Here is a 20805-nt window from a genome sequence, read left to right on the forward strand (position 1 = left end):
AAAAAGAAATGGAAAAAGCCAAAATAACAATCGGTTGCTAAAAAGAAATTCAGTTTTTTGCTTGCGAAAGCTATTTTCATAAAAAGCCCGATACAATTGCATCGAGCTACCAATAATTATTACTTAACATTTATCTAACATAAATTAGTTTAGGGCTAAAGAAAGCTCGTTTTCGTGAAGAGACGGCCAGTAGTTTCTTTTTGTTGGTAATAATTCCTCAAACGTAATCGCAAATCTTTTCTTTTATTTCAAGTACATTTTTGATTATGCCTTCATTAGTAAAATTGATCTTTTAGCTTACAGAAACATTTTAACTACAATAAAAAGAAATAAGATTATTCATACTGCTATCAAAATTTATAGCATAAAAAAGCCAATTCAAATTCTGAATTGGCTATTATAAATTAAGTGGATTACATTATTCCTTTAATTTGTTATCACTATACCTCCATTCTTAGGGATTTTTATTTCAACTTCTTTGTTTTTGCTAATCTTGAGTGAACTTACTTTTCCGTTTAGCTGATAATCGTCTGCATAATAATTTACCTTCGCACCAGAATTAAGCATTTCTAGCTTCACGTTTATCTTTAATAGTTTATTTTCAGCATTAATTCCAGCTATGTACCATTTTTCTCCTTTTCTTCTGGCCAGCACGACATATTTGCCTGGATATCCTTCCAGAAAGTGGACTTCATCCCAGACTGTCGGCACTTCCTTCATAAATTTTATGGCCCAGTCTGGAGCATCATTTAAATTATTAGGCGCCAAAGCAAAATGCTGCACGCCGCTCTGAAAAAGCACTGAAGTGGCTAAAGCAAACACATCTGAAGTCATTCTTTTAGAGCCTTTGTTGGGAATGTTATCGCTATTGTAGAATTTGTTCAAAGCGCTTCCGCCAAAATCCATGCTTCCCACCGCATTTCTTATAAAAGTATGCGTTGCCGCATTTACAGCTTCATTATCGCATCTCTGCTGTCCGAAATGCAGATTCTCGCTTGCCAGAACCGCTTCGCTGGAGGCATAATTCGGATACATGCGTTCCCAGCCTCGAGGCAATGTGCAGCCGTGAAAAATAACCATTATTCCAAATTCGTTGGCATCAGTCAGAATGTCTTCATACAGTTTCATGGTCACCTGCTTGTCGCCTCCGAAAAAGTCCACTTTTATGCCTTTAATTCCGATGCTTTTCATCCAAGCCATTTCTTTTCTTCTGATGGCCGCATTATCCATCAATCCTCTCGGGCCTTGCGGAGCATTATTCCAATATCCGTTTGAATTGTACCACAAATAAAGCCCAACGCCTTTCTGCTTTCCGTATGCCGCTAATTCTTCTATTTTGTCGTGGCCTATCTGCGTATCCCAAAGCGCATCGACTAAAATGGTTTCATATCCCAGTGAAGCGCTGAAATCAATATATTGCTTTTGTACGGGAAATGTGGTGTTATTATCCATCTTGATGATCCAGCTCCAAGTGCCTTTTGTGTACCGGTATTCTTTAGATGCCTCATATTTTGGCTTAACCAAGTCAAAAGGAATCGTGGTCTCCACTATCGGAGCAAGCGTTTCTCCAATTGTAATGGTGCGCCATGGCGTTTCTCCCGGAAGCGGAATTCCCGGCGATGTCGTTCCGTTTCCGTTGTTTTCTCCCGGCATCGGAAATCCGATTGAATATAATCCGTTCTCATGGCCTATCAAGCGGCTCGCACAATAGCCGCTGTCGACTCCCGTTTCAGAAATCAAGACCCATCCGCCGTTTACTTTAAACAGGCACGGGAACGTATATCCGTTTCCCCAGCCATTTTTTCCGACAGCATCATCTAATGTATAGGAAGTCTCGTAGCTCGGAGCTGTGTTTGCGAATCCGGTCATCGGATTGCTTTGCGGGCACAGAAATGTAGTGGTTCCCTTAGGCATCAGAAATCCCGAAGCCTCTTCCTGAACCACGCACGAAAGCGTTTCTTTCTGCGGATACACTTTATATTTGAATGCCAGATTATTATTGCTCACCCTAAAAATCACATCAAGAGCCGTCCTTCCCTCTTTTGTGAACGAAAAAACAGCTTCGCTGGCCGTATAATGCACGCTGCTTTTTTTGATGTTGCGCAGCTGATACGATTCGTCAATTTTGTTCTGGATGCTATTTGCTTCCAAAGTTAATCCAGAGCTGAAATCTCCCGCGTTTGTCTTTAAGCCTAATGGCGATTTTTCTATAAATGTTTTTTCATTGAATGTTACGCTATACTGGGGCATTCCGTTATCTGCAGAAACCGACACCGCAAGCTTTCCGTCCGGACTTTTTACCACTGATTGGGCGCTTAGTTTAAAGAAACTAACTAAAAACAAGAATATTAAATTTTTAAGATTCATAACCTTTTAAGATTTACCTTTTTGTTAATGATTGAACTCTTCGTATTGAAGTATGGTTAGCTAATTGTCATTTAGAAAACATCCAATAATCGAAATACATGATTTTTTCAGTAGCGTTGCCTTTGTATATAAAATAAAGATCGTGCACTCCTGAAACTTTTTTAATGTCTGTTGTAACTAGAGTCCATCTGTCATTTCCTCCTGTCATAGGAACTTTTACTGTTCCTATCAATTCCCCATCTATGCTATCAAGTCTAATTTCCATTGATACATTTCCATTGTGCGTAGTACCTATTCGAGCCGTAAATTTTGAAGCACCTGATTCGCGAAAATCAACATCTTTCACTTTAGTAAATGCATTGTTTTTTAAGGCAGTAATAAAAACACCTACTTCTTTATTCTGCATAGATTTTACATCTTTAGACCAAGCAATCGTTTCTGCTTCTGACTTAGCATAAGGATTCAGAGTTCCAATTCCTTTTTTAATGCCTTCTGTCATGTTCATTTCTTTAACTTTACCATCAGAATTAAAAAACAATTCTTCAACAGCCACAGATCTTGTAAAACCACTACCTCCTGGTAAAGCGCCATTATGGTAAAAGAAATAGGTTTTTCCTTTAAAATCTACTACACCAGGATGGTTTGTAAAACTCTCCCCTTGAGTTGGCATTACAACTCCTTGATATTTCCACGGCCCAAGCGGACTTTTGCTTGTAGAATAACCTATATGCTCAGAAATAGGTCCTGCAGCAAAAAACAAATAATACAATTTGTTTCTTTTATAAAGCCATGGTCCCTCTTCATAAGTGGTAGGTCTGCGGGGATCTTCTTTTCCTATTCGCTTTCCAAATGATTCAATTGTGTTTGTAAATATCTTTACCTCATCGCTATAAGAAATCATGTCTTCATTTAATTTCACATAATGACAAACAGGATTTCCCCACAATAAATATGCCTGCCCATCATCGTCAATAAAAACGGTCGGATCAATGTCGGCGTCGCTGTTTTGCACCAAAGGTTTTCCTAACGGATCTATAAATGGCCCATACGGACTGTCAGATACTGCTACACCAATGCCATTTCGACCTTGATTATCTGTAATTGGAGCGTACAAATAAAACTTGCCTTTTCTTTCTATGCATTGAATTGCCCAAGCATTCATTTTAGCCCAGCTAAAATCTTTATACGATAATACCGCTCCATGATCTGTCCAGTTTACCATATCTTCTGTAGTGTACAATTTCCAGTCATTCATAGTAAACCAAGTAGAATCGTCTTCGTCATGCGAAGTATACAAATACAGTTTATTATTGTAAACCATTGGCGCCGGATCTGCTGTATAGCTTGTCTGTACAATAGGATTTTGAGCAAAACCAAATACAGGAATGATAAATGCTAGAAATTTTATTCTTTTTAAATACATTATATGATATATTTTCATTAATTCTATTTTAAATCACCATTAGAACTTTAATTAGAAGCTAATTCGTTTCTAAAATCTTTTCATCAATTCTGAAATAATCAAAATCGGCGAAACCTCCTGCAGTTTTAGTAGCGTAATTAAACAGTCCGAATCTATAGCCCATAAAATGCGGAATGGTATATGGCATCTTAATAGATTTTCCAATGCTGATCCATTTTTTACCGTCTAAACTGTAATAAAATCTTCCCTGATCTGTTTGATTTCTAAAATCGCATTCGGCTTTAAAATATATTTTGTTCTTATTTAATGGGATACTTTCTACTTCTTTTGGATTTCCTTTTTCGGCATCCACCATCACAATTCTTTTTTCCCCATCACCTATTTTTACTCCAACCAAACCAAAATCTTTTTGCAGCAGCGAAAGACCTGCAAAATCTCCTTCTTTCATATTTGAAAGCTCAAGTATAGTAGTTCCCGAACATACAGGTCCAAAAGTTCTTTGTGTCAAAATATTTTTTACTTGCGTAAAACTGCTGTCTATTCTTGATGTTTTTAATCTTAAATACCCTTTTCTTTCTTTTATAGACCAGTTTGCATTATCAGGATTATGATTCCATTGCCAAACCAAAGGCAGATCACTTTCTCCGTTTTTACGATTAAATTCGTCTGAGTTTACGATTCCGGGAATAAGGCTTTTATTGGCAGGAAGATCTAAATTTTGAGGCACTTTACCATTTTCTCCCAATATTGGCCAACCATTTTCCCATTTTACAGGAACCAGATACGGAATACGCCCTACACCGCCAGCGTCTCTAAATAAATACGAAAACCATCTGCCGTCTGGAGTATCAATAAGTCCGCCTTGAGCAACGCCCAAATCCTGCAATCCAATCTTTCCTTCCCATGGCCCTGCAATAGTATCTGCTCTGTGTATAATTACAGTGCGCATGCCGTTTTTGGGCCAGCAGATATTAAATAAATAATACTTTTCGTTAATTTTAAAAAGCTGTGATCCTTCTGCCGGCAGCATAATATCACTCTGCGGTGGAGCATTGGCATTTTCTATTAAAACTTTCTTAGTCTCTTCTTTAACTTCTGATAAGTCTTCTTTTAATTCTACAATTTGAATTTTTCCACCACCCCAAACAAGGTAAATTTTACCATTATCATCAAAGAAAAGAGAATGATCATGATAGGAATTGTTTAAAACAATTTTCTTCCACGGTCCTTTTTCAATATCTTTTGTAGAGAAAATATAAGTTTTGCCAGTCGTGCCAGAAAAAGTACTCACGTAATATACGCCATTGTGATAACGCAAACTACTCGCCCATGAACCTCTTCCGTAGTCATTTTTTCCATTATCTAAATTCAGTCGGTCGTTGTGATCTTCTAAGGTCTGATAGGCATAATTAACCAAATTCCAATTCACTAAATCCTTAGATTTCATAATAGGAATCCCAGGATTCATATGCATTGTGGTACTGCTCATATAATAAGCATCATTAACCCTGATTATAGATAAATCAGGAACATCTGCAAAAATAATGGGATTTTGGGCTTTTACTTTTTGAGAATGACTTGTCACAATAGTAAATGTAATCGCAAAAAAAACATATATAAAATCTTTTGTTTTCATCGTTTTTGTTTCTTTTCTGGATCTCTGAAAAATGTCTAATAGAGATATTATTCTTTAATTCGTAACAATTCTAAGCTGAGAAAATTTTGGGCTGACTTTTCCGTCTTTTGCCAGAATTTTAATGTTCAGCACTTCCTTGTTATCTATTTTTATATTGATGGTCTTTTTATCAGATGATGTTACTACCGCTGGCTTTTCATTGATTAAAATAATACTATTATCGCTATTGAACTCATCTAAAACACTTATATTCAAGAACTGACCTTTGCTATTTTTGTTCTGCATTTGATAAGAAATATAAGCACGTGTATTTCGCCAGAACTTTCCATCCTCGTAACCCGAATTGCTTTTTTCTCCTTTATACAAATGATCGACTTCTGGCTGCTGTTCACCGCAATTTATTTTATCTATTGTTTTGGCTTCAAGTGCCATTGCTTCAATTTCCTGCTTCTTCAGCAACTCCTGCTTTTCTTTATATTCTTCTTTGGAATACGTCTGAAAATACATTTGATAACGGGCATCGTGCACTTCAAAAAAAGGTTCCAATTCTAATGAATCTAAGCTATATCTTAAGTTCCCTGTTTCTTTAAGTTTTGATATATAATCTGCTTTATCCCCAACCAATGCATAGGCTTTATCAAGCGGAATAAATTTTCCTCTTGCAGCGTGCCCCATTCTACTGTCATCTGCAAACAAGCCGTCTAATCCTTCTGTCGAAGTTTTGGCCGCCAGCACAATTGGCCCTTTGACAAATGCACTCCAATTGGAACCGTCTGGCAGATTTTCTAAATGTATTGACGTTTTAAATCTGACACTTATTTTATCTCCCGACTTCCATTTTCTTGAAATCGCAACATATTCAGAGGGTTTGGGTTCGATTTTTTGTTCTTTTCCATTAATGAGTATTTCAAAACTTTCAGCCCATTTTGGGTAACGAATGTTCAAAGCAAAGCTTTTTGCTTTTTTAAGTTTTACAACTAATTCGGTCTCATTTTCATAAGGAAATTTTGTGGTTTGTTCCACCTCTATACCTTTTTCTTTCCATTTTAAAACCGATGGAATAAAAAGGTTTAAAAAAAGATCATTTTGTGTATGGCTGTAAATTAATTCTCCATATTTGGTATGATTTTCAAGTCCCGTTCCCACACAGCACCACATACTGGTCTGAGGCTGAGAATATACGCGATAATGATTTGGACGAATAGGCGTAAAATACACAAAACCTCCTTTTTCTGGATGTTGGCTCGAAAGAATATGATTGTAAAGTGTTCTTTCGTAAAAATCCAGATAATGCTCATCATTTTTATCGAGAAACAAAGCTTTAGCAAGACGTTCCATATTGTACGAATTGCAGGTTTCTGGCCCTTCATTCGATTTTACCATACCACTAAAATCGTTAACTGGATTAAAATGTTCTGCAACACTGTTTCCTCCAAATGCAACTGTTCTCTTTTGGGTTACATTATCCCAAAAATATTGCACACCATCTGACCATTCTTTATTATCAGAAAGAGCGGCAATCTTTTCAAAACCAACCACTTTTGGTATTTGAGTATTAGCGTGAAGTCCTGTGAGTTTGTCTTCTTTTTGCAGTAATGGATTTAATAAAGCTTTATGCGATAATTTTTCGGCCGTTTCAAGGTATTTTTTGTCTTTTGTAATGATATACAAATCGGCAAAAGATTCATTTATGCCTCCATGCTCTGTTGCCAAAACTTTCTGGATCTGTTCATCAGAAAGCGAACGGATTAATTCTATAAACCAGTCTCCAAGTTTTATTACTATATTTTTTGCTTGCTCACTTCCGGTGTATTGATAAGCATCAATTAAACCAGCAAAAAGTTTGTGAATATTATAAATAGGAACCCACGTATTATTGAGTCCAAAACTGCTTCCGTCAATATCTCCTTTATGAATTCGATCCCAAAAAACTTTGCCTTGCGGAATACCTCCAACATAGCCATCGCCATTTTTAGCCTGACAGCGCGCCAATTCTGAAAGCATATAGTCTAATCTATCTTTAAGCTCTTTGTTTCCAGTAGATGCATACATCATAGCTAAAGCCGAAAGATAATGTCCGCCAATATGCCCATCCAATCCTATACTTTCCCAATTGCCATAACGATCTGCCTTTGGCGCAAGCCCAGATTCTAATAAATAAGGCGCTAGAAGTTTGTCAGGATCTAAAGCTAAAATATACTTTAGATCTACATTTTGAGCATTTTTAAATGGTCCTTCTTTTAGTTTTACTTCGCTTAAATCAAATAACTTCATTTGAGCCGATGCATTGGCTCCTATCATTAAGGCGAATAGGCAAAATAAAATGTTGTTTTTCATTATAGATTTAATTTGAATTTATTGAAAGTAAAAAATATAGGTTTTCCCTTTTTCTGTCATGATATCATACAAGTAAGATGTTTGGATATTCAGCAATTGAATGTTTGAATCTTTAGAGATAATTGGTTTTTCGGTTTCCTCCACTCTATAAAATAGATTTGAATTTTCCCCTGTTGCTATTTTTAAATTTTTGTTCTTTTTTAGAATAAGCTCATTAGGAGTTCTTAATCTTAGATTGCCGCCAAGATTAGAATAAATGGTTAAAGCGATTATTTTTCCATTTTTCCACTTTAAATCTTTTATTTCAAAACCTCCTCTTGCTTTTAAACCACTTATTGATCCGTATTCTTTTAAAGCATCTGGTAAAGCAGGAAGCAGATGAATGGCGCCATCTGAACTTTGCATCAGCATTTCGGTAATACCCGAAGTACAGCCAAAATTACCATCGATCTGAAATGGCGGATGCGCATCAAAAAGGTTATTATAGGTTCCGCCTCCTTCGTGATTTACGCCAAGCGGTGTCAATTGATTTTGAATTAAGCTGTAGGCATGATTGCCGTCCTGCATTTTTGCCCACCAGTTTACTTTCCAGCCCATACTCCATCCTGTAGATACATCGCCTCTTTGCAGCAGTGTGTTTTTTGCAGCTGCAAAAAGCTCTGGAGTTCTATATGGCGAAATCTGATTGGACGGATACAAACCATATAAATGCGAAATATGGCGGTGATTATCTTTTGGATCATCTACGTCATCAAGCCATTCTTGAAGCTGATTGTATTTTCCAATTTGCATAGGAGGCAGTTTTTTTCTCAGTACTCTAAGACTATCTGCAAATTCTCTGTCTTTCTGTAAAACTTCTGAAGCTTTTATAAGCGTGCTAAAAACATCAAAAACAATTTGATTGTCCATGGTAGAACCTGCTGTCATTGCCGAATTTTGATGCGCTATTGGCGTATTTTCAGGTGAATTCCCAGGTGCTATGACCAGCCATCCGTTTGCAGGGTCTTCAACAAGAAAGTCAGCATAAAAAAGAGCAGCTCCTTTTAATATTTCGTAAGCAGATTTTAAATATGCCGCATCTCCAGTATATAAATAATGTTCCCAAACATGCTGGCTCAGCCATCCTCCGCCTGCATTCCACACTCCCCACGTTGCGCCATCAACAGCACCATTTATTCTCCAAATATCGGTATTATGATGTGCCATCCATCCTCTAGCACCGTACATTACTTTGGCCGTTTCCTGTCCTGTCTGCGAAAGCTCTTGAATCATTTTTAATAAAGGTTCATGCATTTCAGAAAGGTTTGTTTTTTCGGCTGGCCAGTAATTCATTTCCGTATTAATATTGATGGTATATTTGCTATCCCATGCCGGTGTCATACTGCGATTCCAGATTCCCTGCAAATTTGCAGCCTGCCCGTCTGGCTGTGAAGAAGAAATTAGGAGATACCTGCCGTACTGATAATATAAGGTTACAAAAGATGGATCTTGAACATTTCTAAAATTGGACAATCTTTCATTGGTTGGCAATTTAGCTTGTTCTGTAGTTCCTAAATCCAATTTCACTCTGTTGAAATATTTTTGATACGCAGCAATATGAGCGGTTTTCATCTTATCATAATTCTTAACAAACGCTTTATCCAGATAAGATTGAGCCAGTTTATTTTCATCGCCGCTTAAATCATTATAATTTACAAAGTTGGAAGCTATAGAAACCATGATTACTACTGAATCTGCTTTATCGACTTTCAACGCATTACCAACAGTGCTTATATTTCCGCCTTCGACTTTTAATTTTGCTAATGCATTAAACTGAACCTTTCCTTCTACTCCTTCATGATTGCTGGTGTTTCCCCAAAGTGAGATTTCATTATTACCGTTAAGCTCAATTTTCTGTTTTTTATGTTCTGATGTAAAACCAGCTGTAAATGATAGCTGTCCAGGTTTATCGGCTGAAAGTTTAATGACCAAAACTCTATCTGCAAAAGAAGTAAAAGCTTCTCTTGTAAAAGTCACTCCGTTTACTTTATACATTGTTTTTGCAACTGCATTTTCAATATCCAGTTCGCGATAATAATCGGAATACTTCTGATCTGGGAAATTCAGTTCCAAATTTCCGACAGGCTGAAACATCTGCCCATGAGATTTTTTGGTAATGATAGTCTCATTGATCAGTTTTTCGGCTTTTTGATATGCTCCCTGAAAAAGAAATTGTCTTATCTGAGCCAGAGCTTCTTTTGCCAGCGGATTATCATTTCGGTTAGGACTTCCGCTCCAAACTGTGCTTTCATTTAGCTGAAAAGTTTCTTTTCCGACATTCCCATAAACCATGGCGCCCTGAAAACCATTTCCTATTGGCAATGCGTTTTCCCAAACATCACCAGAAGGAGCTTTATACCAAAGCTTTAGATCTGATTTCTCTTGAGCTAACATGGAAATTCCGAAGAAAAACAGGAGATTAAACAAATGCTTTTTCATATTTTAATTACTCATTTTAATATTATTCCTAGCTGGCAAACGAGCCTAAAAAATTATTGAGACACTCTTTCGCTTTCAGGAGCTCCTAAATAAGAAGGCTTCAAACCTCCTGTATCAATTAGTATTTTTTGAAGCACAATTCCTGGGTCTAAAACTCTGAAACGAAGCTTGTGCGTTCCCGATTTCAAGATGTTATGTTTAGTTACAGAATGAATCATGTGCTCTGCCTGCCATTTGCCTAATTCTCCTTTATAATGTCCATTGAAATTTACAAGTTGCGGTTTTTCTCCATCAAAAGATATTTCATATCGAAGGCCTTTATTGCTGTTAAAATTCAATGTTGGAGCCAATAAAAGTTCTACTGTAAATTCTCCCGTTGAAGCAAAATTGATTTCATATTCTACAAAAACATTATCTTCTGCTGTTGGGTAAATATTTTGCGGAAATGTCGTAATTCCACTCAACGTTTTTCCAAAATCTGGAATCACTTCCCAATGTATTTTTTTTGAATTATTGGCTTTAGAAAAGTGTTCTGCATGGATCGAAACATAACCCTCTTTTTCTACAAAAACTTTCGGAACAACAATTTCGCTATCTGAAAAATATTTTACTTCAGGAAGAATATTTTTTGGGCCATCGTGCCAAGCTTTATATCCTATTCGCATCTGATCCATCATATGAGGCCATTTGCCTCCTGCAATTTCATTATTGTATTTGTTTTGAAGAATAGAATCGCGTTCAAATTTTACTTTAACCTCATCTGCATAATAATTGGCAAGACTATTTTTTTGCTCTGTCAGTTTTTTATTTTTTGCCTGTGCAAAATACATTTCATAAAGATTGCAGCAAGCATCTATTGGATATAAAACTAGCTGAAAATAAGCATCTTTATATTCGTTGGGAAGATCGTTGTAAACTCTGTAAGCATCCAATGCCAAGTTTTTATAATCGTTGACAACCGTTTCAAACTCATTATAGTTTTCTAATGAATAGGTTTTACTGTCTAACATTTCTGGAGTTACACGACGATTGAATTTTGGATAGGCATTTAATAATCTGGCAATTTCTTTAGCATATTTATTTCCAAACTGTTCTGCTGCCCAGTTTTCTGTGTATTGGAATAAATTCTGAGAATTGAAATCTTTTGGATTCCAAGCCATGTCTAAAAAGAAGCTGATTGGGAATTCCATTGGTTTTAAATCACCAACATTCACAATCCAGACTTTATCGACTCCGTTTTCATAACTAAGATTCATTTGCTCCCAAACCCTTTGTATCGGACTTATGTTTATCCATTTTGAATTTCTTGGACCTCCAACATAGTCAAAATGATAATACATTCCGTAACCGCCTTTGTGTAGCGGTTTGGAAAGATCTGGAAGTTTGCGGACATTTCCCCAGTTATCATCGCAAAACAGAAGAATTACATCATCAGGAACGCGCATTCCCTGATCGTAATAATCCTGAACTTCTTTATACAAAGCCCAAACCTGAGGTGTTTTATTGGCGCTTTGCCCTGTTTCTTTCTCAATAATTTTGCGCTGTTCTTTTACAATATTTTCCAGCAGACTTATATTAGTGTCTTCGCTCATCGCTTCGTCTCCATCTCCACGCATCCCAATGGTTACCAGTTTTTCCCAATTTTTGCTTCGCTGAATTCCCGTTTTCCAGAATTCGTCTAAAACCGTTTTGTTTTTGGAGTAATCCCAAATATTGGGCAAATTATTTTTTTTAATGTATCGGCGCCAGTCTGTCTGGGCTAAAGCCATTGGTTCGTGATGCGAAGTGCCCATTACAATTCCCATTTCGTTTGCTAAAGGACCACTGGCTGCATCATCATCATAAAATGCATTTCCCCACATGGCAGGCCAGATGTAATTGCCTTTCAGTCTAAGGATTAATTCAAAAACTTTTTCATAAAACTTGCTATTAAAACCACCAAAAGTTGCTTTTGCCCAACCGCTTAAAGCTGGAGCTTCATCATTAAGAAAAATGCCTCTGTACTTTACAGCAGGTTCACCCTCTGTGTACGTTCCTTTAATGAAGTAAATATTTTCTTTGTGTTTTACAGGCACATCAGCCCAGTAATACCATGGTGAAACACCAATTTGTTTAGATAATTCATAAATTCCGTAAATCGTGCCGCGTTTGTCGCTTCCTGCAATTACGAGTGCTTCATCTACGCCTTTGAAAGGATTTTTAACGTGTTGTATAATGAATTTTTCATTTTTACCTTTAAGCTCTTTTCCTTCAATTTTTTTCTGTTTAATTAAATCATCAATAACCGAATTAAATCCGATCGTTCCAATGATAATAAGAGGTGAAGATCCATTAGGATTTTGGTTTAAAATAAGCGGACGCTGGCCTGTAACTTTTTCAAAATCTGATTGAAGATTATTTACAGCACGCAAAATACCTGCATCTAAATTTGGATTTATAAAAAAAGAAAGTGACAACGATTTTTCTTTCAGCACCATAACATTCTGACTTTTATTTTCCGTTATAAAAGGCTGAGAAGCCTTTGACATAGTGCTTAACAAAACAATAATTAAAGTGCTTATAAATTTAAAATAGTTTTTCATCAGGTATTTTTTGTCAATCGATTACAGACCTAATTTATTCAAAATCAAGATCTTCACATTCCGTTTTTTGTTTTATTATTTGAATAATAACTGCGAATATAGGAACAAATCATGTCTCCACACCGGCCATGTGTGTCCACCAGAATATTCACTATAGTTATATTTTATTCCAAATTGATCGAATTTCTGCATCATAATTTTACAGTTTTCATAGGCGATATCTTCTTTTCCGCCCATCGAAATCCAAAAATCTTTTAGATTAGCATTAATAGACTGTGCATTATTTTTTATAAACTCATATTGAGGATCTGATAATTTCGGATTGTTTGCCCACCATCCTGAACTGAAAACGCCCAGACTTGAAAACATATTAGAGTTTTTAATTCCAGCGTAAAGTGTCTGCAATCCGCCCATTGATAAACCAGCTAAAGCTCTACTTTTGCTGTCTGTCGCAACTTTAAAATTGCTTTCTACAAAAGGTATGGCTCCGTTTTTCAGTTCGTTTTCAAATGCTTTTAAGGTTTCTTCTCCAAAACCTGCTATTCCTCCGGTATTGCCCATATTGCCATCAAGCATTACAATAAGCATTTTCTTTGCTTTATTTTCTGCAATTAAATTATCCAAAATCAAATTTGCTTTTCCTTGAGTGCTCCATCCTCTTTGGTCTTCACCACCTCCGTGTAAAAGATACAGCACAGGAAATTTTTCTGAAGAGGTTTCGTATCCTGGTGGCGTATACACATACATTTCACGCCAAGAATTAGTTCCTTTTGAAAAGTATTTCATTATTCTTACCTCACCATGCGGAACAGTTTTCAATTCATAAAAATCACTATCTTTTTTCGGGATTTCTATTCCACTGGCCATGCGCCCCATTCCGTAAAAAGTTTCGCTTGACGGATCTGCAACTGCCACACCATCAATCAAAAGCGAGTAATAATTAAATCCGCCGTTTATCACATCGGTTGTAACATTCCACACTCCTTGACCATCTTTCTGCATGTCGTACTTTTTCCCAAGGTCTATCTGCACTTTTGATGCGTCAGGTGCATTGACTTTAAAGATTACTCTGTTATCAGGCAGAATCTGAGGATATTTGGCATTACGTATATTGGTTTGAGCTGTGGCTCCTAAAACCGTATATTTTGCAAAACTTGATTCATCAACCGGTTTGAACAATAACTGCGAAAACATGTACAAGCTGTTTTTCCATACTTTGAAATCGTGAACTCCTGGTTCCAGATAATAGATGTGCGGAACATTGTTTTTGAATAAATAATCGTGTGTTCGTTTGCTGTTTTCCAGCAGCCAATCGTTATCTCCGCAGGAAATCCAAAGCAATTTTAGTTTCTTTTTTGTTTCCTCTGGATTTGGCACCAATTCTTCTGTTTTCTTTGTATTTGGAGCTGATGAAAATCCACCAATCCAAGCAAATTTGTCTAAGTTGGTTAATCCGAAATTGAGAGATTGTCCGCCTCCCATAGATAATCCTGCAATGGCACGATGCTCTCTGTCTTTGTAAACATTATATTTCTTTTCAATAAAAGGAATCAAATCCTTCAATAAGTCTTTTTCAAAATCTGAAAATGCCTGCACTTTGTCTGGCGCCATTATGTTTCCAGTAGCGCTGTCATCTTTCATGGCTCTTCCGTTTGGCATTACCACAATCATTGGTTCTAATTTTCCTTCTGCATAAAGATTGTCCAATATAATCTGCGGACTTCCTCCGTTTAGCCATTCTTTTTCATCTCCACCAATTCCGTGCAAAAGGTATAAAACTGGATATTTTTTGCTTTTACTAAATCCCGGCGGCGTATATATAGTAGCTTTTCTTACTGTTCCAACTGTCTTCGAATTATAACTTACCGTTTCTATTTTTCCTGCTGGAACTGCTGGATTTAACTGGTCAAATCCAAATGGTGCTTGAACTATAAAAGGATCATTTGTGCTATTGGATTTATACCCTAATAACGAAAGCATTTTTTCGGCATAACGCTTTCCTAAATCTCTATATCCTGCCGAACTAAAATGAAGGAAATCTGGAGCTACTGCACAGCCTTTTGATGAAATAACATAAGAAGTTGGAATGGTCTGAGGCAGCGTTGCGATGATTTTATTCATGCTGGCGCATTTTCCATTTTGTTCTTCATGAACAGTTTCACCTGAAAGCAATGGGACTTTTTTAGGATCAAGATTTAGATCTTTCATCAGATTATCATATACTATTTTAACCTTTTTCGGCCATAGTGTATCTCCTGTATTAGATTCTCCCTGATGCAGTAAAATACCTTTTATCACTCCTTTCTTTTGCGCAATTTTTGCCATTTCAACAAGTCTTGCATACGGACTGCCATTATATTCTTTGATCATACCCAGCATCCAATCTGGCGCTGTTTTCATATAATTATCAAAATTATCTTTATCAAAAAGTTCTATTTTACATCCGCCCACAGCAACATTTACTACTCCAACTTTTATATTTTTAGGAAGATTGGCCACCATAGTTCTTCCAAAATAATCTGTCAATGTTAATCCTGTTTTACATCTGCATAATGGCGGAATTGCGGTATACCATTTTCCCATCTCGCGATTCAAATCAGGGCAATTTACTGCTTCCAGAACCTGAAAGCGAGGATCTACATTTATTTTGTCTTCAGCTTCTATTGGAGCTGCACCTTCCATATTGGACTGTCCAAAGCTTAAATAAACATGAAAATTTGGATCCTGAGAATATCCATGCTGTCCCGTTAAAAAAAGGACTGTTATTGCGAAAAATCTAATTATTGATTTCATGACTTTTATTAAAATTATTTTAATACTAAATGGAATTTCACTTAAATAAATTCAAGTCTATTACTTCTCCCATTCTTTGATATCCTAATTCATTAGGATGCAAAAAATCGCCGTCATGCATATTTGATAAAATAGTTTTAGAATCGGTTTCCGAAGCCATTTCTTTATCAAAATCTACTACTGCATCAAAATGATTATTTCGAATCCATGCATTTACGATATCTCTTGCTTCTTGTTTGAAAGGTGCGTCGTAAAATGATTTTTGAAAAGGCAGAATCGTACAGCCATAGACTTTTATGCCTTTCGCGTGTGCTTTTTCTATCATAATTTGGTAAGCGTCTATAATTTCTTGTGCTTTTATAGGAGCATCTTCTGCACGTTTAATTCCTCCTATATCATTTATTCCTTCCAATATTACAAGCCATTTTGTACCTGTCTGCGAAAGTACATCACGGTCAAAACGATCTAATGCCGTTGGGCCTAATCCGCCTTTTACAACGCAATTTCCGCCTATCCCTAAATTTAAAACTCCAATATTTTGAGTGGCTTTATTGGCAACCAATCTAGCGGCTAGAATATCGGTCCAGCGATTTTGTTTGTTTGTTCCAGAACCGCGGCCATCTGTAATGGAGTTTCCTAGACAAACAATATTAGATGCCTTTTTTGATGCCACAACATCGACGCCAACAATAGAATACCAATGATCTGTTTTTACAGCTCCTGAGAAAACATCATTATTGAGATTGTCTCCCGATAAAATATAAGATGTTGTTCTCGATCCAGGATGTCCTGTTGTTTTTTGCGACGCAGCTCCATAATAAATGGTTATGGCTAGTAATTGACCTTGTTTTAGCTGAAAATTCAGTTTATCTGAAAATACTTCCTGACCTGGATTTAATGTTACTTCTTGATTTCCATTAAAGCTGAGATTTTTTTGCGTGTTTTTATCAATTGCTGAAGCATTAAGCACATTGGCTATGCTAACCTTTTTTAAAACGGTAGGCTGATCACTAAATATATTTGAAAAACGCAGTCTAATGTGTTCTCCTCCTATAGAAACTTTTATAATTTGACGAAGTGTATTTTCGGCCAAACCTGGGGCTGGAGGCATGTTGTTTGGTTCTACAAGCATTGGCGCACAAGCCCATGATCCGACCCAGTTTTCATCATTCGTCTTTTCAGAAGAATTTGCTAGTGGCTGATTGGCCTTACATCCTATTATTAAAGTGAAAAGCTGTAAAAGCAATAAATATTTAAAATATCTTTTTATCATTTCTACTAAAATTTGATGACTGCTGCTATCCTAAAAAACAACTCCCATAAATCATTTTTTAAATTGAAATAAATGGGAGTTGTAAATTTTATTTCGGATGTGAATTATTTGATGAAGTGGCATATAAACCCACCAAAGCTCCTGTAAATCCGCCTGCAACATTTGTTGAAAGAATATCTCCTGAAACTGGATTTCCAAGATTTTCAAAATCAGCACCGTTTAAAGCATAGCTAAACTGATAATTGTCGCCTGTTGCTTTAACTTGCAAACGTATTGCTCCTTTCATTTCTATTTTTGCACTTGACAAAATTTCTGATTGTCCTTTTTCTGTTCTTTCTAACAGTATATAGGTGTCTTTTCCTTTCTTAGTTATACCAAAAACGTAATTGTAGCTTTCGTTCTGCAGACATACAATTCCTGCCAGATCTTTTTCTGATTCTGGTTTATATTCTAAAGTAGTTGAAAAAGAAAAAGTATTATGCTGCTGTCTGTAAAACAATGTAGACGTTGGTTTTAGCTCTTTTATGTTTACTGCGAATGGTGTAATCTGCAGACCTTTTTTAACAATAGAAATAAAATGCTCTCTTGGTCCTCGCAATCCAATCCATCTGTAATCTAACTTTTCTGATGTAAAATTCTCGGTAAATGTAAAGTTGCCATTAGGGAAAAAACCATCTTTGCCCGTTTTGTTTACAACACCTTTTGGCATTTTTAATTTTGGCCCCATTGGCACTAAACCATTTTCAAAAACAGGAAAAGTACCTGACCAATCTACAGGTAGCATAAAGGTTTCACGCCCTGCGTTTACTCTATCTTTTTCGTTTGGACGGATTCCTAAAAACACTCCATAATATTTATTGTCAGGCCCAAGCACTAAATCTGCATGTCCTGCCCAATCAACTTTGTTTGGTCTATTTTGGGGAAAATACCTCTGTGTTAGGATTGGGTTATTAGATGATGGCTTGAAAGGGCCTTTTGGATTATCACTAACAAAAACAACCTCACTATGATTTCCTCCTGTACCGCCTTCAGCACACATTAAATAATAATGATTGTCTTTTTTATACAAATGAGGGGCTTCGATCCAGATTGGTTTCTTAGAAAGATCGACTCCACCATCTACAATAATTTTATCTGTTCCCGGAATTACCTGATCTTTTTCTAAATCATATTCCCAAACTTTAATTACGCGATGTCCTTGGTACAATTCTTTTCCTTTATCAGGAGCATCATTATGCACCACATAACCTTTTCCGTTGTCATCAAAGAAAATAGAAGGATCTATTCCGTCAAAAGCTAATTTAATTGGACTACCCCAACCTTTTTTAGGATCTTTGGTTTTTACAATGATATTTCCTAAACCGCCTGTAAAAGCAGTAACAATCATATAAAAAGTATCATTATGAGGATTGTACGTAATTCCAGGTGCATAAACTCCTGCACTGATTCCTGTATCATGAGGATTAAACTCTGAAACTTTATTTAATACCCCACCCAAATCGGTCCAGTTTACTAAATCTTTAGAGTGAAAAATGGGCACTCCAGGGAACATGGCAAACGAAGAACACACCATATAATAATCGTCTCCTTTTCTTGTAATGGCAGGATCTGGATAACATCCCTGAAGAATCGGAGAATAAAATTCATCTTCTTTTAATGGATTGCTTTTGTAAATCTGATCATCTCCTACGTAAGTTACGTTTGAAAAGATTGGATCTTTACTGCTTTTCTTTTTTTGGATAGTGCTTTCCTGAGCCTGCATAACGATGAAGCAAAACAGAAAAGCAAATGATATAAGAATCTTTTTTTTATTGCTCATTTTATATTGTCTGTTAAAGTGCATTTCGAAAAAATATTAAAAAGCCGAGAGGGTTACTCCCGGCTTGTTTAAAACTAAATTAATAAACCCTAATAAGATAATTCATAAAATTGGCCTTATTTGCTTAACATTAGTTTTTAGAAAAATAAAACTTAATATCCTGGATTTTGGTAAGTAGCTTTTTCGGCATCCGACATTTCCATCCCCTCCATCTGTCCTTGCGGAATCGGTCTTAGGTAATGGTGCGGATCAATTGATCTGGTCACTACTTCAGGTGTGTGTTGTCCGTAGTTAGATCCTCCTATAGAATATTTCCCAGCAATTTCATTCCATTTCTGTGTTCTTACTAAGTCATACCAGCGGTATCCTTCGCCAAAAAATTCACGTGAACGTTCAGCAAGAATGTAGTTAATATCAATTACGGCTGGAGTTGCATTGGTCATAGCAACACTATTATCCTGAATTTTAGCAGTATTTCCATTATTATCCCATTTCCATTTTCCTGCTCTAGCTCTTAATACATTTACAAGTGATCTGGCACTCCAAGATCCTGTAGCTCCTTTAACGGCTGCTTCTGCGGCAACCAAATACAATTCAGAGAATTTTGCTACTGGAAACGGTCTCGTACTTCCTGCATTCGGCTGTCCTAATCCTCCAGCATTATCTGTTCTGTATGGTCCAAGTTTCCAGAAACCTGGATATACGATTCTGCTAATGCCTTTTGGAGAAATCACATAGTCTGCTCTTCCCGGCAAGACTCCAGCGCCCACTCCGCTATCTCCTTGTCCAGAAGGATAAGTTATAGCCGTTGCAGGCTCATCATTAAGGAAAGTTAAAACAGCATCTCCAGGTTTAATTGTCAAGCCATTTGCGTTTGTTAACGTTAAGACATTTGTAAGACCTGTTTGAAGAAGATTCCAATTGCCTCTATAAACAGTTGCGAATGTTCCGTCGTATCTTGAATCATTAGTCTTATCCGCAAAAGTGTTGGTAAAAACTTCGATTGGTGGCGCCATTCTTGTCCACGGACGTCCTAGAAATTGATTTGCTTCTCTTTGAACTGAAGATACCGCGTCGGTTCCATTTTTACTTCTAATAGCTGTATAGTTCCAAGTTACCATCCAGCCTGAAAAGTTATCTGGAGCACCACCACTACCGTACGTAAGACTTGCACCATTGTAATATTCGCTTTCTTGTGTATGATCTGCATAAAGCATTACTTCTTTATTTCTATCATTTGCTCCCGCATTAACATCATAATAAGAATCTAATAGCCCATAAGACCCTGGATTATTTATTCCCTCAACAGCCAGGTCATAAGCCTTTTGAAAGTACCACTGCGAGTTATGTCCGTCGGGATCTGTTCTTGGAGCATCTGGATAAGTTGGGATGTTATTTGGGTTTTCTAACCACCAAGCATAAGTAAGATATGCCTTTGCCAGAAATAATCGCGCTACAGTTTTAGTTACTGTACCAGTCAATCTAGGTGTATCTGGAAGATCATTAACTGCTGCAACCAAATCTGGAAAAATGGCTTTTGTATATACTTCAGGAACCGTATTACGTTTAGAATATCTTGAAGGTTTGCTGTTAAACTTTAATTCTCCAGCTCCTAGATCTAACGGCACCCCTCCAAAAGTTTGCACAAGCAGGAAATAATCAAATCCTCTAAAAAATTTAGATTCAGCAATTAAACTGCTGGCAACTCCTACGGCTGCACCATTTTCGATAATACCGCTCGCAGTATTGATATCATAATAAGAGTTATTCCACAAAACATCCGAACGGCTTGAAGTCGGATTAATGATACCCACACCAGATAAATCGTGATCCTTGAAATTTCCGTCTGCACTTTGCGCATATGTTGCCTCATCTGTTCCTGTCTGGCATGCATTATAAAAATAAGCTTGTCCGTAAATCCAGCGTAAATGTGCGTAATGAGAAGTTAATCCCTGTTTAACTCCCTGCTCTGTTTTAAAGTAGCCTGGTTCATAAAAATCATGAGGTTTTTCTTCTAATATATCCGAACAACCAGCTAAGGAGAATAAAACCGCTGACCCCATAATTAAATTTTTAAAAATATATTTTTTCATGTCT

At 36.6% G+C, this 20805-nt stretch carries 10 protein-coding genes; all 10 read right to left on the minus strand.

From position 1 onward, the window contains the following. Window positions 1-426 precede the first annotated feature (426 nt). Window positions 427-2367 (minus strand): glycoside hydrolase family 97 protein, encoded by a 1941-nt coding sequence (locus ACNRYB_RS17290; RefSeq protein ID WP_473728071.1) that lies wholly within the window; start codon window positions 2365-2367, stop codon window positions 427-429. 67 nt (window positions 2368-2434) lie between these two features. Continuing rightward, window positions 2435-3808: a glycoside hydrolase family 43 protein gene (locus tag ACNRYB_RS17295; RefSeq protein ID WP_473728072.1), complete on the minus strand. Its 1374-nt coding sequence runs from the start codon at window positions 3806-3808 to the stop codon at window positions 2435-2437. 40 nt (window positions 3809-3848) lie between these two features. Further along, window positions 3849-5426 (minus strand): glycoside hydrolase family 43 protein, encoded by a 1578-nt coding sequence (locus ACNRYB_RS17300; RefSeq protein WP_473728073.1) that lies wholly within the window; start codon window positions 5424-5426, stop codon window positions 3849-3851. Window positions 5427-5480: 54 nt separating this feature from the next. Further along, window positions 5481-7763 (minus strand): glycoside hydrolase family 127 protein, encoded by a 2283-nt coding sequence (locus ACNRYB_RS17305; protein ID WP_473728074.1) that lies wholly within the window; start codon window positions 7761-7763, stop codon window positions 5481-5483. Window positions 7764-7781: 18 nt separating this feature from the next. Continuing rightward, window positions 7782-10241: a glycoside hydrolase family 95 protein gene (locus tag ACNRYB_RS17310; RefSeq protein ID WP_473728075.1), complete on the minus strand. Its 2460-nt coding sequence runs from the start codon at window positions 10239-10241 to the stop codon at window positions 7782-7784. Window positions 10242-10294: 53 nt separating this feature from the next. Next, on the minus strand, window positions 10295-12823 hold the full coding sequence (locus tag ACNRYB_RS17315) for a glycosyl hydrolase 115 family protein (protein ID WP_473728076.1): 2529 nt from the start codon (window positions 12821-12823) through the stop codon (window positions 10295-10297). A 75-nt stretch (window positions 12824-12898) separates the two neighbouring features. Then, on the minus strand, window positions 12899-15616 hold the full coding sequence (locus ACNRYB_RS17320; protein WP_473728077.1) for an alpha/beta hydrolase-fold protein: 2718 nt from the start codon (window positions 15614-15616) through the stop codon (window positions 12899-12901). Window positions 15617-15653: 37 nt separating this feature from the next. After that, window positions 15654-16889: an SGNH/GDSL hydrolase family protein gene (locus ACNRYB_RS17325; protein ID WP_473728078.1), complete on the minus strand. Its 1236-nt coding sequence runs from the start codon at window positions 16887-16889 to the stop codon at window positions 15654-15656. Between the two features lie 88 nt (window positions 16890-16977). Beyond that, window positions 16978-18708, minus strand: coding sequence for a glycoside hydrolase family 43 protein (locus ACNRYB_RS17330; RefSeq protein ID WP_473728079.1), 1731 nt, complete (start codon window positions 18706-18708; stop codon window positions 16978-16980). Window positions 18709-18860: 152 nt separating this feature from the next. Further along, window positions 18861-20801, minus strand: a complete 1941-nt coding sequence (locus tag ACNRYB_RS17335) for a RagB/SusD family nutrient uptake outer membrane protein (protein ID WP_473728080.1) — start codon at window positions 20799-20801, stop codon at window positions 18861-18863. Window positions 20802-20805 lie beyond the last annotated feature (4 nt).

It is taken from the genome of Flavobacterium sp. CR10 (assembly GCF_055814415.1).

Bases quoted from the DNA above. Each gene is read 5' to 3' on its own strand.
- ACNRYB_RS17290 (WP_473728071.1), bottom strand. From the start codon at position 2,367: ATGAATCTTAAAAATTTAATATTCTTGTTTTTAGTTAGTTTCTTTAAA.
- ACNRYB_RS17295 (WP_473728072.1), bottom strand. From the start codon at position 3,808: ATGAAAATATATCATATAATGTATTTAAAAAGAATAAAATTTCTAGCA.
- ACNRYB_RS17300 (WP_473728073.1), bottom strand. From the start codon at position 5,426: ATGAAAACAAAAGATTTTATATATGTTTTTTTTGCGATTACATTTACT.
- ACNRYB_RS17305 (WP_473728074.1), bottom strand. From the start codon at position 7,763: ATGAAAAACAACATTTTATTTTGCCTATTCGCCTTAATGATAGGAGCC.
- ACNRYB_RS17310 (WP_473728075.1), bottom strand. From the start codon at position 10,241: ATGAAAAAGCATTTGTTTAATCTCCTGTTTTTCTTCGGAATTTCCATG.
- ACNRYB_RS17315 (WP_473728076.1), bottom strand. From the start codon at position 12,823: ATGAAAAACTATTTTAAATTTATAAGCACTTTAATTATTGTTTTGTTA.
- ACNRYB_RS17320 (WP_473728077.1), bottom strand. From the start codon at position 15,616: ATGAAATCAATAATTAGATTTTTCGCAATAACAGTCCTTTTTTTAACG.
- ACNRYB_RS17325 (WP_473728078.1), bottom strand. From the start codon at position 16,889: ATGATAAAAAGATATTTTAAATATTTATTGCTTTTACAGCTTTTCACT.
- ACNRYB_RS17330 (WP_473728079.1), bottom strand. From the start codon at position 18,708: ATGAGCAATAAAAAAAAGATTCTTATATCATTTGCTTTTCTGTTTTGC.
- ACNRYB_RS17335 (WP_473728080.1), bottom strand. From the start codon at position 20,801: ATGAAAAAATATATTTTTAAAAATTTAATTATGGGGTCAGCGGTTTTA.